Here is a 14525-nt window from a genome sequence, read left to right on the forward strand (position 1 = left end):
TCACGCCCATGATCGATCTCCACTATTGGTCCACGCCAAACGGCCACAAGATCACGATGTTCCTCGAAGAGACCGGATTGGAATACAAGGTTTTCCCGGTGAATATCGGCAAGGGCGATCAGTTCAAGCCGGATTTCCTGCAGGTCGCGCCTAACAACCGCATTCCAGCGATCGTCGATCACGCGCCGAAGGGCGGTGGCAAGCCGATCTCTCTGTTCGAATCCGGTGCGATCCTGCTCTATCTCGCCGAGAAGACCGGAAAATTCCTGCCTGCGGATCTCTACGGCCGCTATGACGCGATTCAGTGGACGTTCTGGCAGATGGGCGGGCTCGGGCCGATGGCCGGGCAGAACCATCACTTCCGCAATTACGCGGTCGAGAAGTTGCCTTACGCGATCGACCGCTATGTCAACGAGACCAACCGGCTCTACGGCGTGCTCAACAAGCGGCTCGCCGACCGCGAATTCATCGCCGGCGACTATTCGATCGCCGACATGGCGAGCTATCCCTGGGTGGTGCCCTACAAGAACCAGGGCCAGGAGATCGACGACTTCCCGCATCTGAAGCGCTGGCTGGAGACGATCGGAAAACGCCCGGCGACCGAGCGCGCCTATGCCAAGGCGAAGGAGGTCAACCCGAATTTCGGCCAGCCCGCGATCCGCACCGAGGAAGAGCGCAAGCTGCTGTTCGGACAGACCGCGGCGGTGGTGCGGTAGGGCGCAGTCTCGCCGTCATTGCGAGGAGCGAAGCGACGAAGCAATCCATCTTTCCGCGCATGCGGGTCGATGGATTGCTTCGCGGAGCCTGTCATCCGGCGGCGCTTCGCGCCGACCGGGTGGCTCGCAATGACGAATGTAGCGCTAGCGGGTTTTCACGCCCCGAGATACTTCGCCGGTCGCCGCTCCTTCCACGCCACGAGCCCCTCGGCGAGATCGTGGCTCGGCACCAGCGCGCCGAACTGCTCGCTCTCGACCAGCAGGCCCTCGGCAATCGGCATGTTGAGCCCGCGCGTCACCGCGGTGATGGTGCCGGCGACCGCATCAGGCGAATGCCTGGTGATGCGGCCGGCGAGTTCGCGCGCGGCGGTCAGCAACTGATCGTGCGGCACGAGCCGGTTGACGAGGCCGATCTCGCGCGCGTGCTCGGGCGGGAACGGATCGCCTGATAGCAGCAGCTCTAGGGCGCGCTTGCGCCCCGCCAGCCGCGGCAGCCGCTGTGTGCCGCCGAAGGTCGGGGGCATGCCGAGCTTGATCTCGGGTTTTGCAAACAGCGCACGGTCGCTGGCGATGGCGAGATGCACCGCCTCCGTGATCTCGCAGCCGCCGCCGAAGGCGAGCCCGTTGACTGCGGCAATGACCGGCTTCTTGAACGCCTCCAGCCGCGCGGTCATGGCCTGACCGCGGCGGACGAAGTCGCGCACGGCGACCGCGGCGCCCTGTTTGACGCTCTCGGAAAACTCCTTGATGTCGGCGCCCGCCGAGAACGCGCGTTCGCCGGCGCCGGTCAGGATCACGGCGCGCACGCCGGCGTCGCCCTCGATACGGTCGAGCGCCGCCATCAGCTGATCGATCAGCTGGTAATTGAGCGCGTTGAGCTGCGCGGGGCGGTTCAGGGTGACCAGGGCGATCCCGTCGTCGATCGCGAGCAGGATGGGGGCGGACATGGTGCAGTCTCCGGCATGGGTGTTTCGCGGGACCGACCCTAGAAGCTCCCGGAATTTGTGTATATTCACTGGCGAGTATACATACGACGGATGCCCAGACCCTCCGAGCCCACCCGCGAGCGCATCGTCCAGGCGGCGAATTCGCTGTTTTACAGTGAAGGCATCCGCCGCGTCAGCGTCGACGAGGTCGCCGCCAAGGCCGGCCTCACCAAGCGTACGCTGTATTATCACTTCAAGAGCAAGGACGACCTCGTCGCTGCCTATCTTGCCGAGCGGGACCAGCCCAATCTCGCGCTGTTTCGAAAATGGTTCGCGGAGGCCGAGGGCGGTGTGCCGCTGAAGGTCGAGGCGATCTTCCGGAATCTCGCACGCTCGGCGCGGCATCCGAAATGGAAAGGCTGCGGTTTCCTGCGCACCTCGGCCGAGCTTGCCAACATGCCCGGCCATCCCGCGATCCGGATCGGCGCCGCGCACAAGAAGAAGTTCGAAGACTGGCTGCGCGCGACCTTCGCGGAGCAGGGGATCGCCGATCCGCTGAAGCTGGCGCGGCAGATCCTGCTGCTGCTGGACGGCTCATTCGCCGTGGTGCTGCTGCATCGCGACGCCAGCTACATGGAAACCGCCGGTGAGGCTGCCCGCATGCTGATCGAGACGGCGATGGGGAAGTCGGGGCGTAGACGGAGTTAGGATTGGCTACCGCGCTTTTCGTCGTTTGACGTTCGGTCTCGCTGAAGTTACCGGGGAGCGAAGCGCCCAAGACGAGCCGCGCATTGATCATTCAGAACATCACCAAGCCTGCCCACATCCTTGATCCCGAAGTACACGTTGCAAAACGTCTCGGCCAAATGAAAGCAGGCAAGCTTGCGGTAGAATACCTTTACGTACCGGCGGTCACGAAAGAAGAATGGTTTGGACTCATATGTGCTTAGGTCGCCCCTGACTTCGCCTAATGAGCCGACGGTGTACCGGACGCTCACATTTCCGTAGCTCCACAAGCCGGCATAGACGCGGGTACCGTTGAGGTATCTCAAATCATATGCGGCGAAGCCATCCGCATCTACGACGCTTTTGAAGTACCTGAATAATCTGACGAGTAACCTTGTCTGGTCTACTCTGACCATCATTCGCTTTGTTGTGAGAACGTAAACAAAAGCTCCGCCCATGCGCAGCGCTATCAGTTGAGGTATGAAAGCAAAAAAGACTAATGCTTCGACAACTATCCACCGCTTCCTGACGAGCCCATCAATGGCATATTGTTCTGGCGTTAGTGAGTAAATCCCGTGGTAGGCGATAAGCGCCAAAACGAGAGCGCCCGCCGTTACAAATGAGGCTGTGCAGAAGAAGCTGCTGAGCCATCCCGGCGTGCCAACCCAGAGAACGTGCTCGCCTTCACCCAGCTTGGGTGTCACCCCAGAGGTGTCGAGCAGGTCGTTAGGCGGATCGAAGACTGACAGGCCGCGCTTGATCATCGAAAATGTCGCTCGCATACAAGGCGTAGTCGAAAGTCGAAGGTTATCCCGCTGCATCTGAACCGTAACGCAATTGAGGCCAAGATGCACACTCACGATCGCTCCGCATATGCGGGACGATGGATTGCTTCGCTTCGCTCGCAATGACGGCTAAAGCGCGCCGCGCGCCTGCAGCAGTGCCAGCACCGCGTTGAGGTCCGGCAGCACGGCTGCGCATTTCGCGCGCGTCGCGTCGGTCGGCGGCGCCATGTCGGGCACCATCAGCGTGATCGCGCCGGCGGTGTGGGCGGCCGTGACGCCGTGGTTGGAATCTTCCACCGCGATGCAGGCCGGCGGCGTCACGCCAAGCTGCGCGGCCGCCTTTAGATAGAGCTCGGGGTCCGGCTTGCCGTGGGTCACGTCGTCGAGCGTCAGCAGCGTGTCGAAGCGGTCGCGGATTCCGGCGAGCGTGAGATTGCGTTCGGCGGAGCGGCGCGACGACGAGGTGACGATCGCCATCGGACGTTCCGAGGCGGCGAGGGCATCGAGCAGCGCAAGCGTGCCTGATTTGAGCGGCAGGCCCGCGCGCATCATTTCATCGCGATGTTCGAGGAATGCTTGATTGACCTCGGCGAGCGGAAACGCCGCGCCGTAATGATCGCGCAGCATCGCCTCGCAGACCGGGCCGGGGAGGCCGACCATGGAATGGCACAGCGTGATGACGCCGTCGGTGTAGCCGCATGCGTTGAGCGCTGCGACCAGGCTGTCGAAGTAGACCTTCTCGGTGTCGAGCAGTGTGCCGTCCATGTCGAGCAGGACGGCGTCGACGGTCCAGAGTGCGTTCACGTGGCGCTCACCGCTATCTGCTGTTCCGCCAGTTTCCGCAAGCAGGCGGGGCACAGGCAGTCGCCGCCATCGGCCGGCATCGGCAGACGGAAGCTTTCGTCGGAACACCAGCACGATCCCGTGAGCGAGCAGGAAAATTCGCTGCCGCAGGCCGTGCAGGCAAGCCGGCGCGGTGAGGCTTGTTCGGAACGATCGTGTGAAGAGAGGTCCATTCTAACCGCGATTTAATGCGCGAATTAATCTCGGGTTCATCCCGGGCCGCGCTATGATGCCGGGCAACAGATATAGCCGGGATAGACGGTCAAGGGAATCGTTTAAGGGAATTCTGATGGCCCGTGATTCGCAAGCCGCGCTGATTGCCCTCAACCGGTTTGGATTCGGCGCCCGCGGCGGGGCGGCCGGCGACTTCACCAACGCGGCCTCCGATCCGCGCGGTTTCGTGCTGACGGAGCTGGCGCGTCCGAACGGCGCGCTGCTCGAAGTGCCGGGCCTGCTCTCGACCCCGGAGCTCGGCAAGCAGGTGTTCGACTATCAGTTCGAGATCCAGCAGGCGCGCAACGCCGCGAAAGTCGCGCAGCAAGGCGCGAGCGAGACGCCGGCGCAGGGATCCGACGCGAAGCAGCCGCAGCGGCGCAATCTGTCGCTGTCGACTGCCGCCAAGGAAATCGCCGGGAAGGATCCGGCGATGCAGCCGCAGCTCGCCGACAGCGCCAATGCGGCGATGCAGCCTCCGACGATGCAGACGGTGGCCGGTCCGCCCAAGCCGCCGGCGCAGCCGCTCAACATCATCCAGAAGACGTTCCGCGCCGAGGCGCTGGCGCGGCTGCAGCGCGGCGTGGTCGCCGATTGCGGTTTCGTCGAGCGGCTGGTGGTGTTCTGGTCCAATCACTTCTGCATCTCGGCCAACAAGGGCGCGCTGGCGCGGATGTGGGCCGGCTCGTTCGAGCGCGAGGCGATCCGCCCGCACGTGCTTGGTCGTTTCTCAGACATACTGAAGACCGTCGAGCAGCATCCGGCGATGCTGTTCTTCCTCGACAACCAGCAATCGCTGGGTCCGGAGTCGCGCGCTGGCATCAACCGCAACCGCGGCCTCAACGAAAACCTCGCGCGCGAGATCATGGAGCTGCATACGCTCGGCGTCGGCGGCGGCTACACCCAGGACGACGTGACGGCGCTGGCGCGCGTCATCACCGGCTGGACCTTTGCCGGCCGCAAGGGCCAGTTAGGTGCGCCCGGCAGCTTCGTGTTCAATTCCAATGCGCATCAGCCCGGGCCGCAGCAGGTGCTGGGCAAGACCTATGCGCAGGCCGGCCTCGCGCAGGGCGAGGCGGTGCTATCGGATATCGCGCGGCATCCCTCGACCGCAAAGTTCATTGCGACCAAATTCGCCCGCCATTTCGTTGCCGACGATCCGCCGCCCGCGCTGGTGGCGAAGCTGCAGGACACCTTCACCAAAACCGACGGTGATCTCAGGGCGCTGGCCACCGCGCTCGTTCAGTCGAACGAGGCGTGGCAGGCGCCGCTGACGAAGATGCGCTCACCTTATGAATTCCTGCTCGCCTCCGGCCGTCTGCTGGCGCGTAATCCCGAAGATCCCGGCCGCTATCTTAACGGTCTCAATGTGCTCGGCCAGCCGCTGTGGTCGCCGGCCGGGCCGAACGGTTTCCCGGATACCGCTGCAGCCTGGGCGGCGCCTGAGGGCATCAAGCTCAGGCTCGACATCTCGGCGCAGCTTGGCTCCCAGCTCGCCGACCGGTTCGACCCGCGCGACCTGCTCGAGTTGATCGCGGCAGATGCCGCTTCGGTCGAGACGCGGCGCACCATCGAGCGCGCGGAATCGCGGCAGCAGGCGCTGGCGCTGCTGCTGATGTCGCCGGAATTCCAGAGGAGATGATCATGGATTGCTCCGAGAGCCTGATGCTGCAGGCGACATCGCGGCGCGCGCTTCTGCTCGGTGGCGCCTCGTTTGCCGCCTGGGCCTATTTGCCGAAATTCGCGCGCGCCGCCGATGGCCGCGATCCGCGCTTCATCACCATCATCCTGCGCGGTGCCCTCGATGGCCTTGCCACCGTAGCCCCGATCGGCGACCCCGATTATGCCGGCCTGCACGGCGCGATCGCGCTGAGGGCCGATGGACCGAACGCGGCGGTGATGCTCGATCCGTTCTTCGGCCTGCATCCGGCGATGCCGGAATTCGCCCGGATGTATCGCGCCAAGCAGGCGGCGGTGGTTCATGCCGTTGCGACCTCCTATCGCGATCGCTCGCATTTCGACGGCCAGGACGTGCTGGAGAGCGGCTTCCCCGGTCCCGGCCGGGTGCAATCCGGCTGGCTCAATCGCGCACTCGAAGCATTGCCAAAGGGCGAGCGGGTGACGAGCGCGCTCGCGGTCGGTCCGACCACGCCGCTGGTGTTGCGCGGCGCAGCGCCGACCGTCGGCTGGGCGCCGACTGCGCTGCCGCAGGCCGCCGACGACACCGCGATGCGGCTGCTCGATCTCTATCAGCACCGCGATCCGACGCTGGCAAGCGCGCTGACCCAGGGCTTGCAGCTCGAGAAGCAGGCGCAGGGCAACGAGATGAAGCCGCAGCCTGGCGGTGGCGGCGTCGCGGCGATGCGGCTGGTGGCGCGCGGTGCCGCCAAGCTGATGGCGGCTGACGACGGCCCGCGGATCGGTGCGCTCGCCTTCGACGGTTGGGATACCCATGCCAATGAAGGTGGCCCGGTCGGCCGCCTCGCGCAGCTGCTCGGCGGCCTCGACAGCGCGCTGGCGGAATTTCAGAGCGGCCTCGGTGCGCGCTGGCGCGACACCGTGATCGTGGTCGCCACCGAGTTCGGCCGCACCGCGCGCATCAACGGCACCGAGGGCACCGACCACGGCACCGGCACCATCGCGTTGCTTGCCGGTGGCGCGGTGAATGGCGGCCGCATGATCACCGACTGGCCGGGCCTCAAGCCGGCCAATCTCTACCAGGCTCGCGACCTCGCCCCGACCACTGACCTGCGCGCCGTGATCAAGGGCGTGCTGCACGACCAGTTCGGCCTCGGCGAGCGCGTGCTGGCCGATGCCGTGTTCCCGGACAGCGCCCCGGTGAAGCCGATGAAGGGGCTGGTGGCTTAGCGCTCACCACAACCACGGTGTCGTCCCGGCGAAGGCCGGGACCCATTGCCACCGAACTCGATTGTCGGAACACGCTGGGGCCACAGCGCAGCGCAACCACGCTCATTTGTGGTTATGGGTCCCGGCCCCCGTGCGCAATTGCGTACTAGGCCGGGACGACGCAAGTAATTACCCCTTCGTAATTCGGTCGATCTCTGCCATCTCCTCCGCACTCAGCTTCCAGCCGATCGCCTTCACATTCTGCTCGATCTGCTCGGGACGCGTCGCGCCGGCGATGACGCTTGCGACTTGCGGGCGGGCGGCGAGCCAGGAGAAGGCGAGTTCGAGCATGGTGTGGCCACGCTCCTGCGCGAAGGCCTGCAGCTTTTCGACGATGTCCTCGTTGCGCGGCGTGACGTAACGGTCCTTCAAGGCCGGCGCCTTGGCGAAGCGGGTGTCGGCGGGCGCAGCAGTGCCGCGCTGATATTTCCCGGTCAGAAGTCCACTCGCGAGCGGGAAGAACGGCAGCAGGCCGAGATTGTATGCTTGAGCCGCCGGCAAGAGGTCCTTCTCGATGCCGCGCACCGCGAGGCTGTATTCGTCCTGGCAAGACACGAAGCGGCTCACGTTCAGCTCGCGCGCGACGTATTCCGCCTCCGCGATCCGCCATGCCGGGAAGTTCGAGTTGCCGATGTAGCGCACCTTGCCTTGGCGCACGAGATCGTCGAGCGCGCGCAGCGTCTCGTCGATCGGGGTCAGCGGATCATAATCGTGCTGCTGGTAGAGATCGATGTAGTCGGTCTTCAGGCGGGTGAGGCTCGCTTCGACCGCGGACATGATGTAGCGCCGCGAGGCGCCCTGCTTGGTGCCGTCGGTCGCCATCGGCTTGGAGAATTTGGTGGCGAGCACGATGTCCTTGCGGCGATCGCCCAGCACCGTGCCGAGCACCGTCTCCGAGCCACCCATCCCCGCATAGATGTCCGCGGTGTCGAACAGGGTGATGCCGAGATCGATCGCCTTGTGGATCACCTTGCGCGAGGTTTCCAGATCGGTGCGCTGGCCGAAATTGTTGCAGCCGATGCCGACCGCGGACACGCGCAGGCCGGAGCCGCCGAGATTACGAATTTCCATGAGACAATCCTGTGGGATAGGCGAGGGATGCGGTGCATTGTGACAAGCATGCCAAGGGGCGGCAAGGTGCGGCCCTGCCGCCGATCGCGCAAGGCACCTATCACGCATGGCAATGTCGAAAAAAAGCGGTCCCGGTCAGACGCGGCGACTGACGGGGACCGCTCGGGGCGCGAGATCTGAGACGGGGGGCCTGATCTTACGCACGCGGAAGCCTAGCCGGGCTTTGTAACGCGCCGGTGACATCTCCATGCCATCCACAGGCCGCGCAGGCGCGCTCAGATGATCTTGCGATAGATGACGAAGCCGGGCTTGTCCGCGACCTTGTCATATAGCTGCATCGCGGTGCGATTGGTCTCATGCGTCTGCCAGTAGACGCGCGGCGATCCAACGAGTTTCGCCTGTGCGTAGACGCCGTTGATCAAGGCGCGGCCGACGCCCTTGCCGCGCGCGGCCTCACTCGTGAAGAGATCCTGCAAATAGCACGTTGGCGCGATCGCCGTGGTCGAGCGGTGTAACAGATAGTGCGTCAGCCCGAGCAGCTTGCCGCCGGCGTCGGCGACCAGCGCATGCATCGGCTCGTAGGCGTCGAAGAAGCGCTGCCACGTCATCGCGGTGATCTCGGGCGCGAGCGCGGTCGGTCCTGAACGTTCATAGAAGGCGTTGTAGCCGTCCCATAGCGGAAGCCATTGGGCGTAATCGTCGCGCGTGACGAAGCGGATGGTGACGTCGTCGGACATGAGCGAACCTTGGATGATCCCGCGTTGCACGATGTCTGCGCATCGCTCGCGACGGTTCTAACGTCGCTCTCGCGTGGGATCAATTGCCGACGTGGTCGCGCCTCACTCGGCGGCGCGCAGCAGCCGCGCCAGATGGCGTTCGCGCCCGGCGCGCTGCGCGCGATATTCGTCGGCCTTCGCCGGATCGTCGGTGTGCCGCACGAGGTCGGTCACCGGGGTATAGCTCAGCATTCGGCCGCCGTCGGGCAGCGCCGTGCAACTGAAGCGTAGCACCTGGCCGTCGGCGAGATTGAGGTTGATCGGCGTGGAATCGCCCGAGCGCATCATCGCGATGCGCTCGGCGATGAACGCGCTCAGCTCGTCTTCCGGCAATTCGTAGGCGCCGGTATCGCGGCCATGATACATCAGCGCGACGAACGGCGGCTTGCTGTCGGCCTGCGCATCGGAGAGCGCGAAATATTCGCGGAAGGCGCGGTTGATGAATTCGGCGCGGGTGTCGGCGTCAAGCAGCACGATGCCGATGTCGACCTGGTCGAGCGCGGCGGCGAGCCGCGCCGAGGTGGCGTGATTCTGCTGGTCCGCGGCAAACGCGTCGATCCATTTCTGCCGCAGCATTCCGGTGATCAGGGCGGTGCCGGCCGCGGTCGCGGCCAGCATCAGCATCCGCGCGACATCGGCCGCGTCATAACCGGGCAGTGCGCGATGGTCGAGGAAGAACAGCGCCGAGGCGGCCACCGCGATCGCAGCGGAGACGAGCCCGGAGGCGATGCCGCTGATCGAGCTGGCGAGCGCCACGATGCAGACGAACAGCGGCGCCGGATTGGGGACGGGGACAAGGAGGCGATCGATCAGGAAGGCGGCGAGCGCCGTGATCGCCGTCAGGGCCGGACCTGAAATTGCACGCCAATCAAGCCGCATGCGCGTTCTCGCTATCTGTCAAACGAACGATAAAGCGGTATTTTGACGACAGCTCCGCAATGGCGCCGGAATTTCCGCCCCGACCGTTAAGTGGGCCTTGCGGAGGCCGAACCAGCTTTCGCTGCTTTCAAATCAAATGATATGCAGATCGGGATGGAACCCGGTTCCGGGCCTGCGGGTTACCGCGTGCTTTACTTGAAGAGGACATCGATGCCCGCCATTTCGCCTTCGCTGCTGCCGATCCTGATGCTGTTTGCGTCGAACGTCTTCATGACCTTCGCCTGGTACGGCCATCTCAAGTACAAGGATCATTCGCTCCCGATCGTCATCATGGTGAGCTGGGGCATCGCCTTCTTCGAATACTGGCTGGCGGTGCCGGCCAATCGCTGGGGCAGCGAGGTCTACAGCGCGGCGCAGCTCAAGACCATGCAGGAGGTGATCACGCTGGTCGTGTTCGCCGGCTTCTCGGTGTTGTATCTGAAGGAACCGCTGGGTTGGAATCACGCGCTCGGTTTTGCCTTCATCGCCGCCGGCGCGTTCTTCATCTTCCACAAATGGAGCTAGCGCGCTTGCGCTAGAATCTATTTTTGACGCGTTTTCTTCACGCGAACCGGTGTCCACTTCGCTCGAAAACGCTTTAGTGGTGCGGCGCCGGTTTGGCGGCAGGCGTCGTGACATGCGCGGGGTGCCCGCGGTCCTCGCCCTGCGTACCGGTCACGATCAGGAGTGAAGCCGCAAGCAGGATCGCCGCCGACAGCGTCACAGTCACAAGTCCCACGGGGGTCTTCATCATGTCGCGCCGCTGTCTCTCCCGCGCCTTGCCGCGGATCAGGTGCCAAAAGGAAATCGCTGGGTTACGCCGGGATCGATGTCGCCATGCCGATGTTGCTCGCCAGCACCGTCACGGCGACGACGAGGCACAGCGTCAGTGCGCCAAGCGCAAGCGACGCGGCGATCGCGTTCGTCAGGCGGGATGATGCCACTGGGGCAGGGCGGCCATGGAAGCCTGCCGTGCCGGACCACCGTTTCATGGTCGAAATCCCTCAGGCCGCGAGCGAATCACTCGCGACATCCGAGCGAATCTGCCCAGCGTCACCGGCAACATTGCGGCGGCGAGGCCCCTCGAAAACGGCGAAAATGCGGTCTCGACGAGGGTTTTGCCCGTTATTTGGGCAGTTTCCCCGCTATTCCCGGAATTCAAACGCCTGCCACAAGGCGGGCCTGGGGCTCGGCCCCGGCACCAGGCTGCCAATCCATCGAGACAAATCCGGGGGTCTGCTCGACCCGTTTCAGCCAGGCGCGGATCGACGGGAAGGTCGCCAGGTCGAAGTCGCAGCGGTCGGCGACGTGGGTGTAGCCGTAGAGGGCAATGTCGGCGACCGTGAATTGTTCGGCCGCGAAAAAGGCGTGGCCCTTGAGGTGATTTTCCATCACCTGGAGCGCCGCGTAGCCGCGCTCCATCCAGTCCTCCAGCGCGTGCGTCTGCAGGTCGCGCCCGCCCTTGACCAGCGACAGCCAGAAATAGGCGGCGCCGATATTCGGCTCCAGCGCGTGCTGCTCGAAGAACATCCATTGCAGCGCCTCGGCGCGCTCGATCCGCGACTCCGGCGCCAGCGGCGTCCCGATCGCGACATACCACAGGATCGCATTGGACTCGGCGAGATGGCGGCCGTCGGCGACCTCGAGCAACGGCACCTGGCCGCTCGGATTCTTGGCCAGGAAGTCCGGGGTGCGGCTCTCGCCGCGCAGGATGTCGATCTCGATCGCCTCGTATGGCGTGTTCAGCACCGCAAGCGCCAGCCGGACCTTGTAGCTGTTGCCGGAGCGCTGCATCGAATAGAGCTTGTACATTGCGTCGTGGTTCACTCGATCAGGAAGTCGGGCTGCAAGAGACGGTACGCTTGGAAGTTGCGCGGCCTGTCACACCGCAACGCCGCTAAACAATGATGCCGACAGGGGTGCGTCGCAAGCCCTGGAACGTGGAAAAAGTCGAAACGTCTACCGCACTGCACGCGTGCAGAACGATTCCATCAACACGGCAGAGCAACTCGGATCACGGCTGCGCGACGCTGTGCACGGTGTCGGTCGGTGCCATCGATGTCGCAGTACCGTGGCCGGCCCGCGGCAACTTACAAACGTTAACGCGCCATCCCGATCGCGCGATATGCCCACCGGTGGCTGCAACGGACCGCCAGCCGTCGGCACCATCAGGCATGGGCCGCGCGGCAATTGTACTCGGAGCAATTCGCGCTGGCGCACGCGACCGCAGGCCTCGCCGGCAAGGCTGGAGCGGCCACAGCGGCGCTTGCCGGATATGAGTCATTTGGGGCCGGAACTTGCGGAAAATTGCGCATGTTGCGAGCCATGCCGGAAAGTTTTCGTGCTTTGCCGCCAAGCTTCTTGCGATGCAGCGGCGACAGGCCTAGGGTGCCGCGATCCCATTCAAATCAAGTCGTGGCCCAACGGCTCACGACGTTTGCCAGGAGATGATAATGGCCTTCCTGTCCGCTGCGCTCGACCGTGTGAAGCCGTCCGCGACGATCGCGGTCACGGACAAAGCACGCGCGCTGAAAGCCGCGGGCCGCAACGTCATCGGCCTCGGCGCCGGCGAGCCTGACTTCGACACGCCCGCCAACATCAAGCTGGCTGCGATCCACGCGATCGAGGCCGGCAAGACCAAGTACACTGATGTCGGCGGCATTCCGGAGCTCAAGGAAGCCATCATCAACAAGTTCTCGCGCGAGAACGGCCTGAGCTACAAGCCGAACCAGATCATCGTCGGCACCGGCGGCAAGCAGGTGCTCTACAATGCGCTGATGGCGACCATCAATCCCGGCGACGAGGTAATCATCCCGGCGCCGTACTGGGTCAGCTATCCCGAGATGGTCGCGCTCGCCGGCGGCGAGTCGGTGCCGGTGGTTTGCCCGGCCTCGACCGGCTTCAAGCTGCGCCCGGAAGATCTCGAGAAGGCGATCACGCCGAAGACCAAATGGGTGATCCTGTGCTCGCCGTCGAACCCGACGGGCTCGGCCTATACCAGGAGCGAGCTCAAGGCGATCACCGACGTGCTGGTCAAGCATCCGCATGTCTGGGTGATGACCGACGACATGTACGAGCACCTCGTCTATGACGACTTCGTCTTCACCACGGCGGCGCAGGTCGAGCCGAGCCTGTACGAGCGCACGCTGACCGTGAACGGCGTGTCGAAGGCCTACTGCATGACCGGCTGGCGCATCGGCTATGCCGGCGGCCCGGCGCAGCTGATCAAGGCGATGGCGACGATCCAGTCGCAGTCGACCTCGAACCCGTCGTCGATCGCGCAGTGGGCGTCGGTCGAGGCGCTCAACGGTCCGCAGGACTTCATCGCCGCGAACAACAAGGTGTTCAAGGAACGCCGCGACCTCGTGGTGTCGATGCTCAACCAGGCGAACGGCATCGAGTGCCCGCGGCCGGAAGGCGCGTTCTACGTCTATCCGTCTTGCGCCGGCACGATCGGCAAGAAGGGGCCGTCGGGCAAGGTGATCGACAACGACGAGGCGTTCGTCACCGAGCTGCTCGAGAGCGAAGGTGTCGCGGTCGTGCAGGGGTCGGCGTTCGGTCTCGGACCGGCGTTCCGCATCTCCTACGCCACCAAGACCTCGGATCTCGAGGATGCCTGCAAGCGCATCCAGCGCTTCTGCGGTAATCTGCGGTAATTGGTTCTGAACTAAGAAACCAAGAAACGCTCCCGCACCTGGTGCGGGAGCGTTTCTGTTTGTGTGCCGAGATCGCGCGGCGGTAAAATTGGTGAGTCAAATCACATCACGCGCATCTCACGCGTGTGTGTGCGAACATCGATGCCACTCTCTGGAAGTTTTTACGGCCTCTTTGCGAACTGCCTTGTTTTGGACACGACCCTTGCATTCTGTCCGCCGCACAAATTCAGTTCAGTTCACCTTGCGGAGACAGATAATGCGACTTTCGACTCTCACCCTTGCAGCGCTTGCGTTGCTGGCGCCGTTCGCCACCGCCAACGCGGCACCCCAGCAGGTTCAGGCCGGGGTTCTGCAATGCCAGGGCGGCGAGAACGTCGGCTTCGTCGTCGGCTCTGTTGCCCGCCTTGAGTGCGTGTTCCAGAGCGGCGGCCGCCGTCCCGAGCCTTATGTTGCGACTGTGAAGCGGATCGGCGTCGACCTCGGCGTCACCGCGACGACCCAGCTCGCTTGGGCCGTCAGCGCGCCGACCACGGTAGTTCCGCGCGGTGCGCTCGCCGGCAGCTACGGCGGCGTCGGCGTCAACGCTTCGGTCGGCCTCGGTGCCGGCGGTAACTTCCTGTTCGGCGGCCCGAACAACGCCTACGCGCTGCAGCCGATTAGCGTTCAGGGCCAGACCGGCCTCAACGTTGCGGCCGGCATCGCCGGGATCGATCTCGAGCCGGTCCGCACCGCGGGTCCGCGCCGTCATCATCGTCACCACCGTCATCATCACCACCACTAAGCTGGTCGGTGTTCGATCAAAGAGGCCCGCGAAAGCGGGCCTCTTTTTTTGTCGTCTGCTGTCGGTCGCCCGACCAGGATCGGCAGGCCCGAAAGACCTAGCAACACCGCCACATCCCGTAACAATTGGTGGTCGAGCACCGCAAATTCTGGCTGTACATCCGATGTTGTGGCATAGGATGCGCAAGGCGCCGTAGACACGGCGCCG

Annotated in this window: 16 protein-coding genes; 7 read left to right on the plus strand and 9 right to left on the minus strand. The window is 64.4% G+C overall.

Going from position 1 to position 14525, the window contains the following annotated elements; all coding sequences use genetic code 11:
- Positions 1-8 precede the first annotated feature (8 nt).
- A complete protein-coding gene (locus ACE103_RS06720) occupies positions 9-716 on the plus strand; it encodes a glutathione S-transferase N-terminal domain-containing protein (RefSeq protein WP_176533494.1) in 708 nt (235 codons plus the stop codon).
- Positions 717-871: 155 nt separating this feature from the next.
- On the opposite strand, the gene ACE103_RS06725 is transcribed toward ACE103_RS06720, so the two are convergent.
- Positions 872-1663: a crotonase/enoyl-CoA hydratase family protein gene (locus ACE103_RS06725; RefSeq protein ID WP_375778797.1), complete on the minus strand. Its 792-nt coding sequence runs from the start codon at positions 1661-1663 to the stop codon at positions 872-874.
- 90 nt (positions 1664-1753) lie between these two features.
- Here ACE103_RS06725 and ACE103_RS06730 point away from each other — a divergent pair, with 90 nt between their 5' ends.
- On the plus strand, positions 1754-2350 hold the full coding sequence (locus ACE103_RS06730; RefSeq protein WP_375778798.1) for a TetR/AcrR family transcriptional regulator: 597 nt from the start codon (positions 1754-1756) through the stop codon (positions 2348-2350).
- A gap of 47 nt (positions 2351-2397) precedes the next feature.
- Here the strand turns inward: ACE103_RS06730 and ACE103_RS06735 are convergent, their stop codons facing one another.
- Together ACE103_RS06735 and ACE103_RS06740 are read right to left on the minus strand one after the other, a co-directional pair.
- The gene (locus tag ACE103_RS06735; protein WP_375778799.1) at positions 2398-3132 is read right to left on the minus strand and encodes a hypothetical protein; all 735 of its coding nucleotides are present in this window, start codon (positions 3130-3132) and stop codon (positions 2398-2400) included.
- A gap of 150 nt (positions 3133-3282) precedes the next feature.
- Entirely contained in the window at positions 3283-3957 is a 675-nt protein-coding gene (locus ACE103_RS06740) for an HAD family hydrolase (RefSeq protein ID WP_375778800.1), read from the minus strand.
- 328 nt (positions 3958-4285) lie between these two features.
- Here ACE103_RS06740 and ACE103_RS06745 point away from each other — a divergent pair, with 328 nt between their 5' ends.
- On the plus strand, positions 4286-5851 hold the full coding sequence (locus tag ACE103_RS06745; RefSeq protein ID WP_375778801.1) for a DUF1800 domain-containing protein: 1566 nt from the start codon (positions 4286-4288) through the stop codon (positions 5849-5851).
- On the plus strand, positions 5848-7077 hold the full coding sequence (locus ACE103_RS06750) for a DUF1501 domain-containing protein (protein WP_375778802.1): 1230 nt from the start codon (positions 5848-5850) through the stop codon (positions 7075-7077). Before ACE103_RS06745 ends, ACE103_RS06750 begins: the two co-directional genes overlap by 4 nt.
- A 168-nt stretch (positions 7078-7245) precedes the next feature.
- Here the strand turns inward: ACE103_RS06750 and ACE103_RS06755 are convergent, their stop codons facing one another.
- The 3 genes from ACE103_RS06755 to ACE103_RS06765 form a co-directional block, all read right to left on the minus strand.
- The gene (locus tag ACE103_RS06755; protein WP_375778803.1) at positions 7246-8187 is read right to left on the minus strand and encodes an aldo/keto reductase; all 942 of its coding nucleotides are present in this window, start codon (positions 8185-8187) and stop codon (positions 7246-7248) included.
- 275 nt (positions 8188-8462) lie between these two features.
- Positions 8463-8924 (minus strand): GNAT family N-acetyltransferase, encoded by a 462-nt coding sequence (locus ACE103_RS06760; protein ID WP_375778804.1) that lies wholly within the window; start codon positions 8922-8924, stop codon positions 8463-8465.
- A 102-nt stretch (positions 8925-9026) separates the two neighbouring features.
- Positions 9027-9842 (minus strand): PAS-domain containing protein, encoded by an 816-nt coding sequence (locus tag ACE103_RS06765; protein WP_375778805.1) that lies wholly within the window; start codon positions 9840-9842, stop codon positions 9027-9029.
- Between the two features lie 210 nt (positions 9843-10052).
- On the opposite strand from ACE103_RS06765, the gene ACE103_RS06770 reads away from it, so the two are divergent.
- Positions 10053-10406, plus strand: coding sequence for a DMT family protein (locus tag ACE103_RS06770; RefSeq protein WP_207835159.1), 354 nt, complete (start codon positions 10053-10055; stop codon positions 10404-10406).
- Between the two features lie 73 nt (positions 10407-10479).
- On the opposite strand, the gene ACE103_RS06775 is transcribed toward ACE103_RS06770, so the two are convergent.
- The 3 genes from ACE103_RS06775 to ACE103_RS06785 form a co-directional block, all read right to left on the minus strand.
- On the minus strand, positions 10480-10635 hold the full coding sequence (locus tag ACE103_RS06775; RefSeq protein WP_375778806.1) for a hypothetical protein: 156 nt from the start codon (positions 10633-10635) through the stop codon (positions 10480-10482).
- Between the two features lie 61 nt (positions 10636-10696).
- Entirely contained in the window at positions 10697-10873 is a 177-nt protein-coding gene (locus ACE103_RS06780; protein ID WP_223969740.1) for a hypothetical protein, read from the minus strand.
- Positions 10874-11039: 166 nt separating this feature from the next.
- Complete coding sequence (locus ACE103_RS06785) at positions 11040-11693, minus strand: glutathione S-transferase family protein (protein ID WP_223969739.1); 654 nt, start codon at positions 11691-11693, stop codon at positions 11040-11042.
- 641 nt (positions 11694-12334) lie between these two features.
- On the opposite strand from ACE103_RS06785, the gene ACE103_RS06790 reads away from it, so the two are divergent.
- Together ACE103_RS06790 and ACE103_RS06795 are read left to right on the plus strand one after the other, a co-directional pair.
- Positions 12335-13537, plus strand: coding sequence for a pyridoxal phosphate-dependent aminotransferase (locus tag ACE103_RS06790; RefSeq protein WP_375778807.1), 1203 nt, complete (start codon positions 12335-12337; stop codon positions 13535-13537).
- Positions 13538-13793: 256 nt separating this feature from the next.
- Positions 13794-14318, plus strand: coding sequence for a DUF992 domain-containing protein (locus ACE103_RS06795; protein ID WP_223969737.1), 525 nt, complete (start codon positions 13794-13796; stop codon positions 14316-14318).
- Positions 14319-14525 lie beyond the last annotated feature (207 nt).

The organism is Bradyrhizobium sp. ma5, from assembly GCF_042258955.1.
Classification (GTDB): Bacteria; Pseudomonadota; Alphaproteobacteria; order Rhizobiales; family Xanthobacteraceae; genus Bradyrhizobium.

Coding starts and splice junctions, on each gene's coding strand:
- ACE103_RS06720 (WP_176533494.1), top strand. CDS start 9: ATGATCGATCTCCACTATTGGTCCACGCCAAACGGCCACAAGATCACG.
- ACE103_RS06725 (WP_375778797.1), bottom strand. CDS start 1,663: ATGTCCGCCCCCATCCTGCTCGCGATCGACGACGGGATCGCCCTGGTC.
- ACE103_RS06730 (WP_375778798.1), top strand. CDS start 1,754: ATGCCCAGACCCTCCGAGCCCACCCGCGAGCGCATCGTCCAGGCGGCG.
- ACE103_RS06735 (WP_375778799.1), bottom strand. CDS start 3,132: ATGATCAAGCGCGGCCTGTCAGTCTTCGATCCGCCTAACGACCTGCTC.
- ACE103_RS06745 (WP_375778801.1), top strand. CDS start 4,286: ATGGCCCGTGATTCGCAAGCCGCGCTGATTGCCCTCAACCGGTTTGGA.
- ACE103_RS06750 (WP_375778802.1), top strand. CDS start 5,848: ATGATCATGGATTGCTCCGAGAGCCTGATGCTGCAGGCGACATCGCGG.
- ACE103_RS06755 (WP_375778803.1), bottom strand. CDS start 8,187: ATGGAAATTCGTAATCTCGGCGGCTCCGGCCTGCGCGTGTCCGCGGTC.
- ACE103_RS06760 (WP_375778804.1), bottom strand. CDS start 8,924: ATGTCCGACGACGTCACCATCCGCTTCGTCACGCGCGACGATTACGCC.
- ACE103_RS06765 (WP_375778805.1), bottom strand. CDS start 9,842: ATGCGGCTTGATTGGCGTGCAATTTCAGGTCCGGCCCTGACGGCGATC.
- ACE103_RS06770 (WP_207835159.1), top strand. CDS start 10,053: ATGCCCGCCATTTCGCCTTCGCTGCTGCCGATCCTGATGCTGTTTGCG.
- ACE103_RS06775 (WP_375778806.1), bottom strand. CDS start 10,635: ATGATGAAGACCCCCGTGGGACTTGTGACTGTGACGCTGTCGGCGGCG.
- ACE103_RS06780 (WP_223969740.1), bottom strand. CDS start 10,873: ATGAAACGGTGGTCCGGCACGGCAGGCTTCCATGGCCGCCCTGCCCCA.
- ACE103_RS06785 (WP_223969739.1), bottom strand. CDS start 11,693: ATGTACAAGCTCTATTCGATGCAGCGCTCCGGCAACAGCTACAAGGTC.
- ACE103_RS06790 (WP_375778807.1), top strand. CDS start 12,335: ATGGCCTTCCTGTCCGCTGCGCTCGACCGTGTGAAGCCGTCCGCGACG.
- ACE103_RS06795 (WP_223969737.1), top strand. CDS start 13,794: ATGCGACTTTCGACTCTCACCCTTGCAGCGCTTGCGTTGCTGGCGCCG.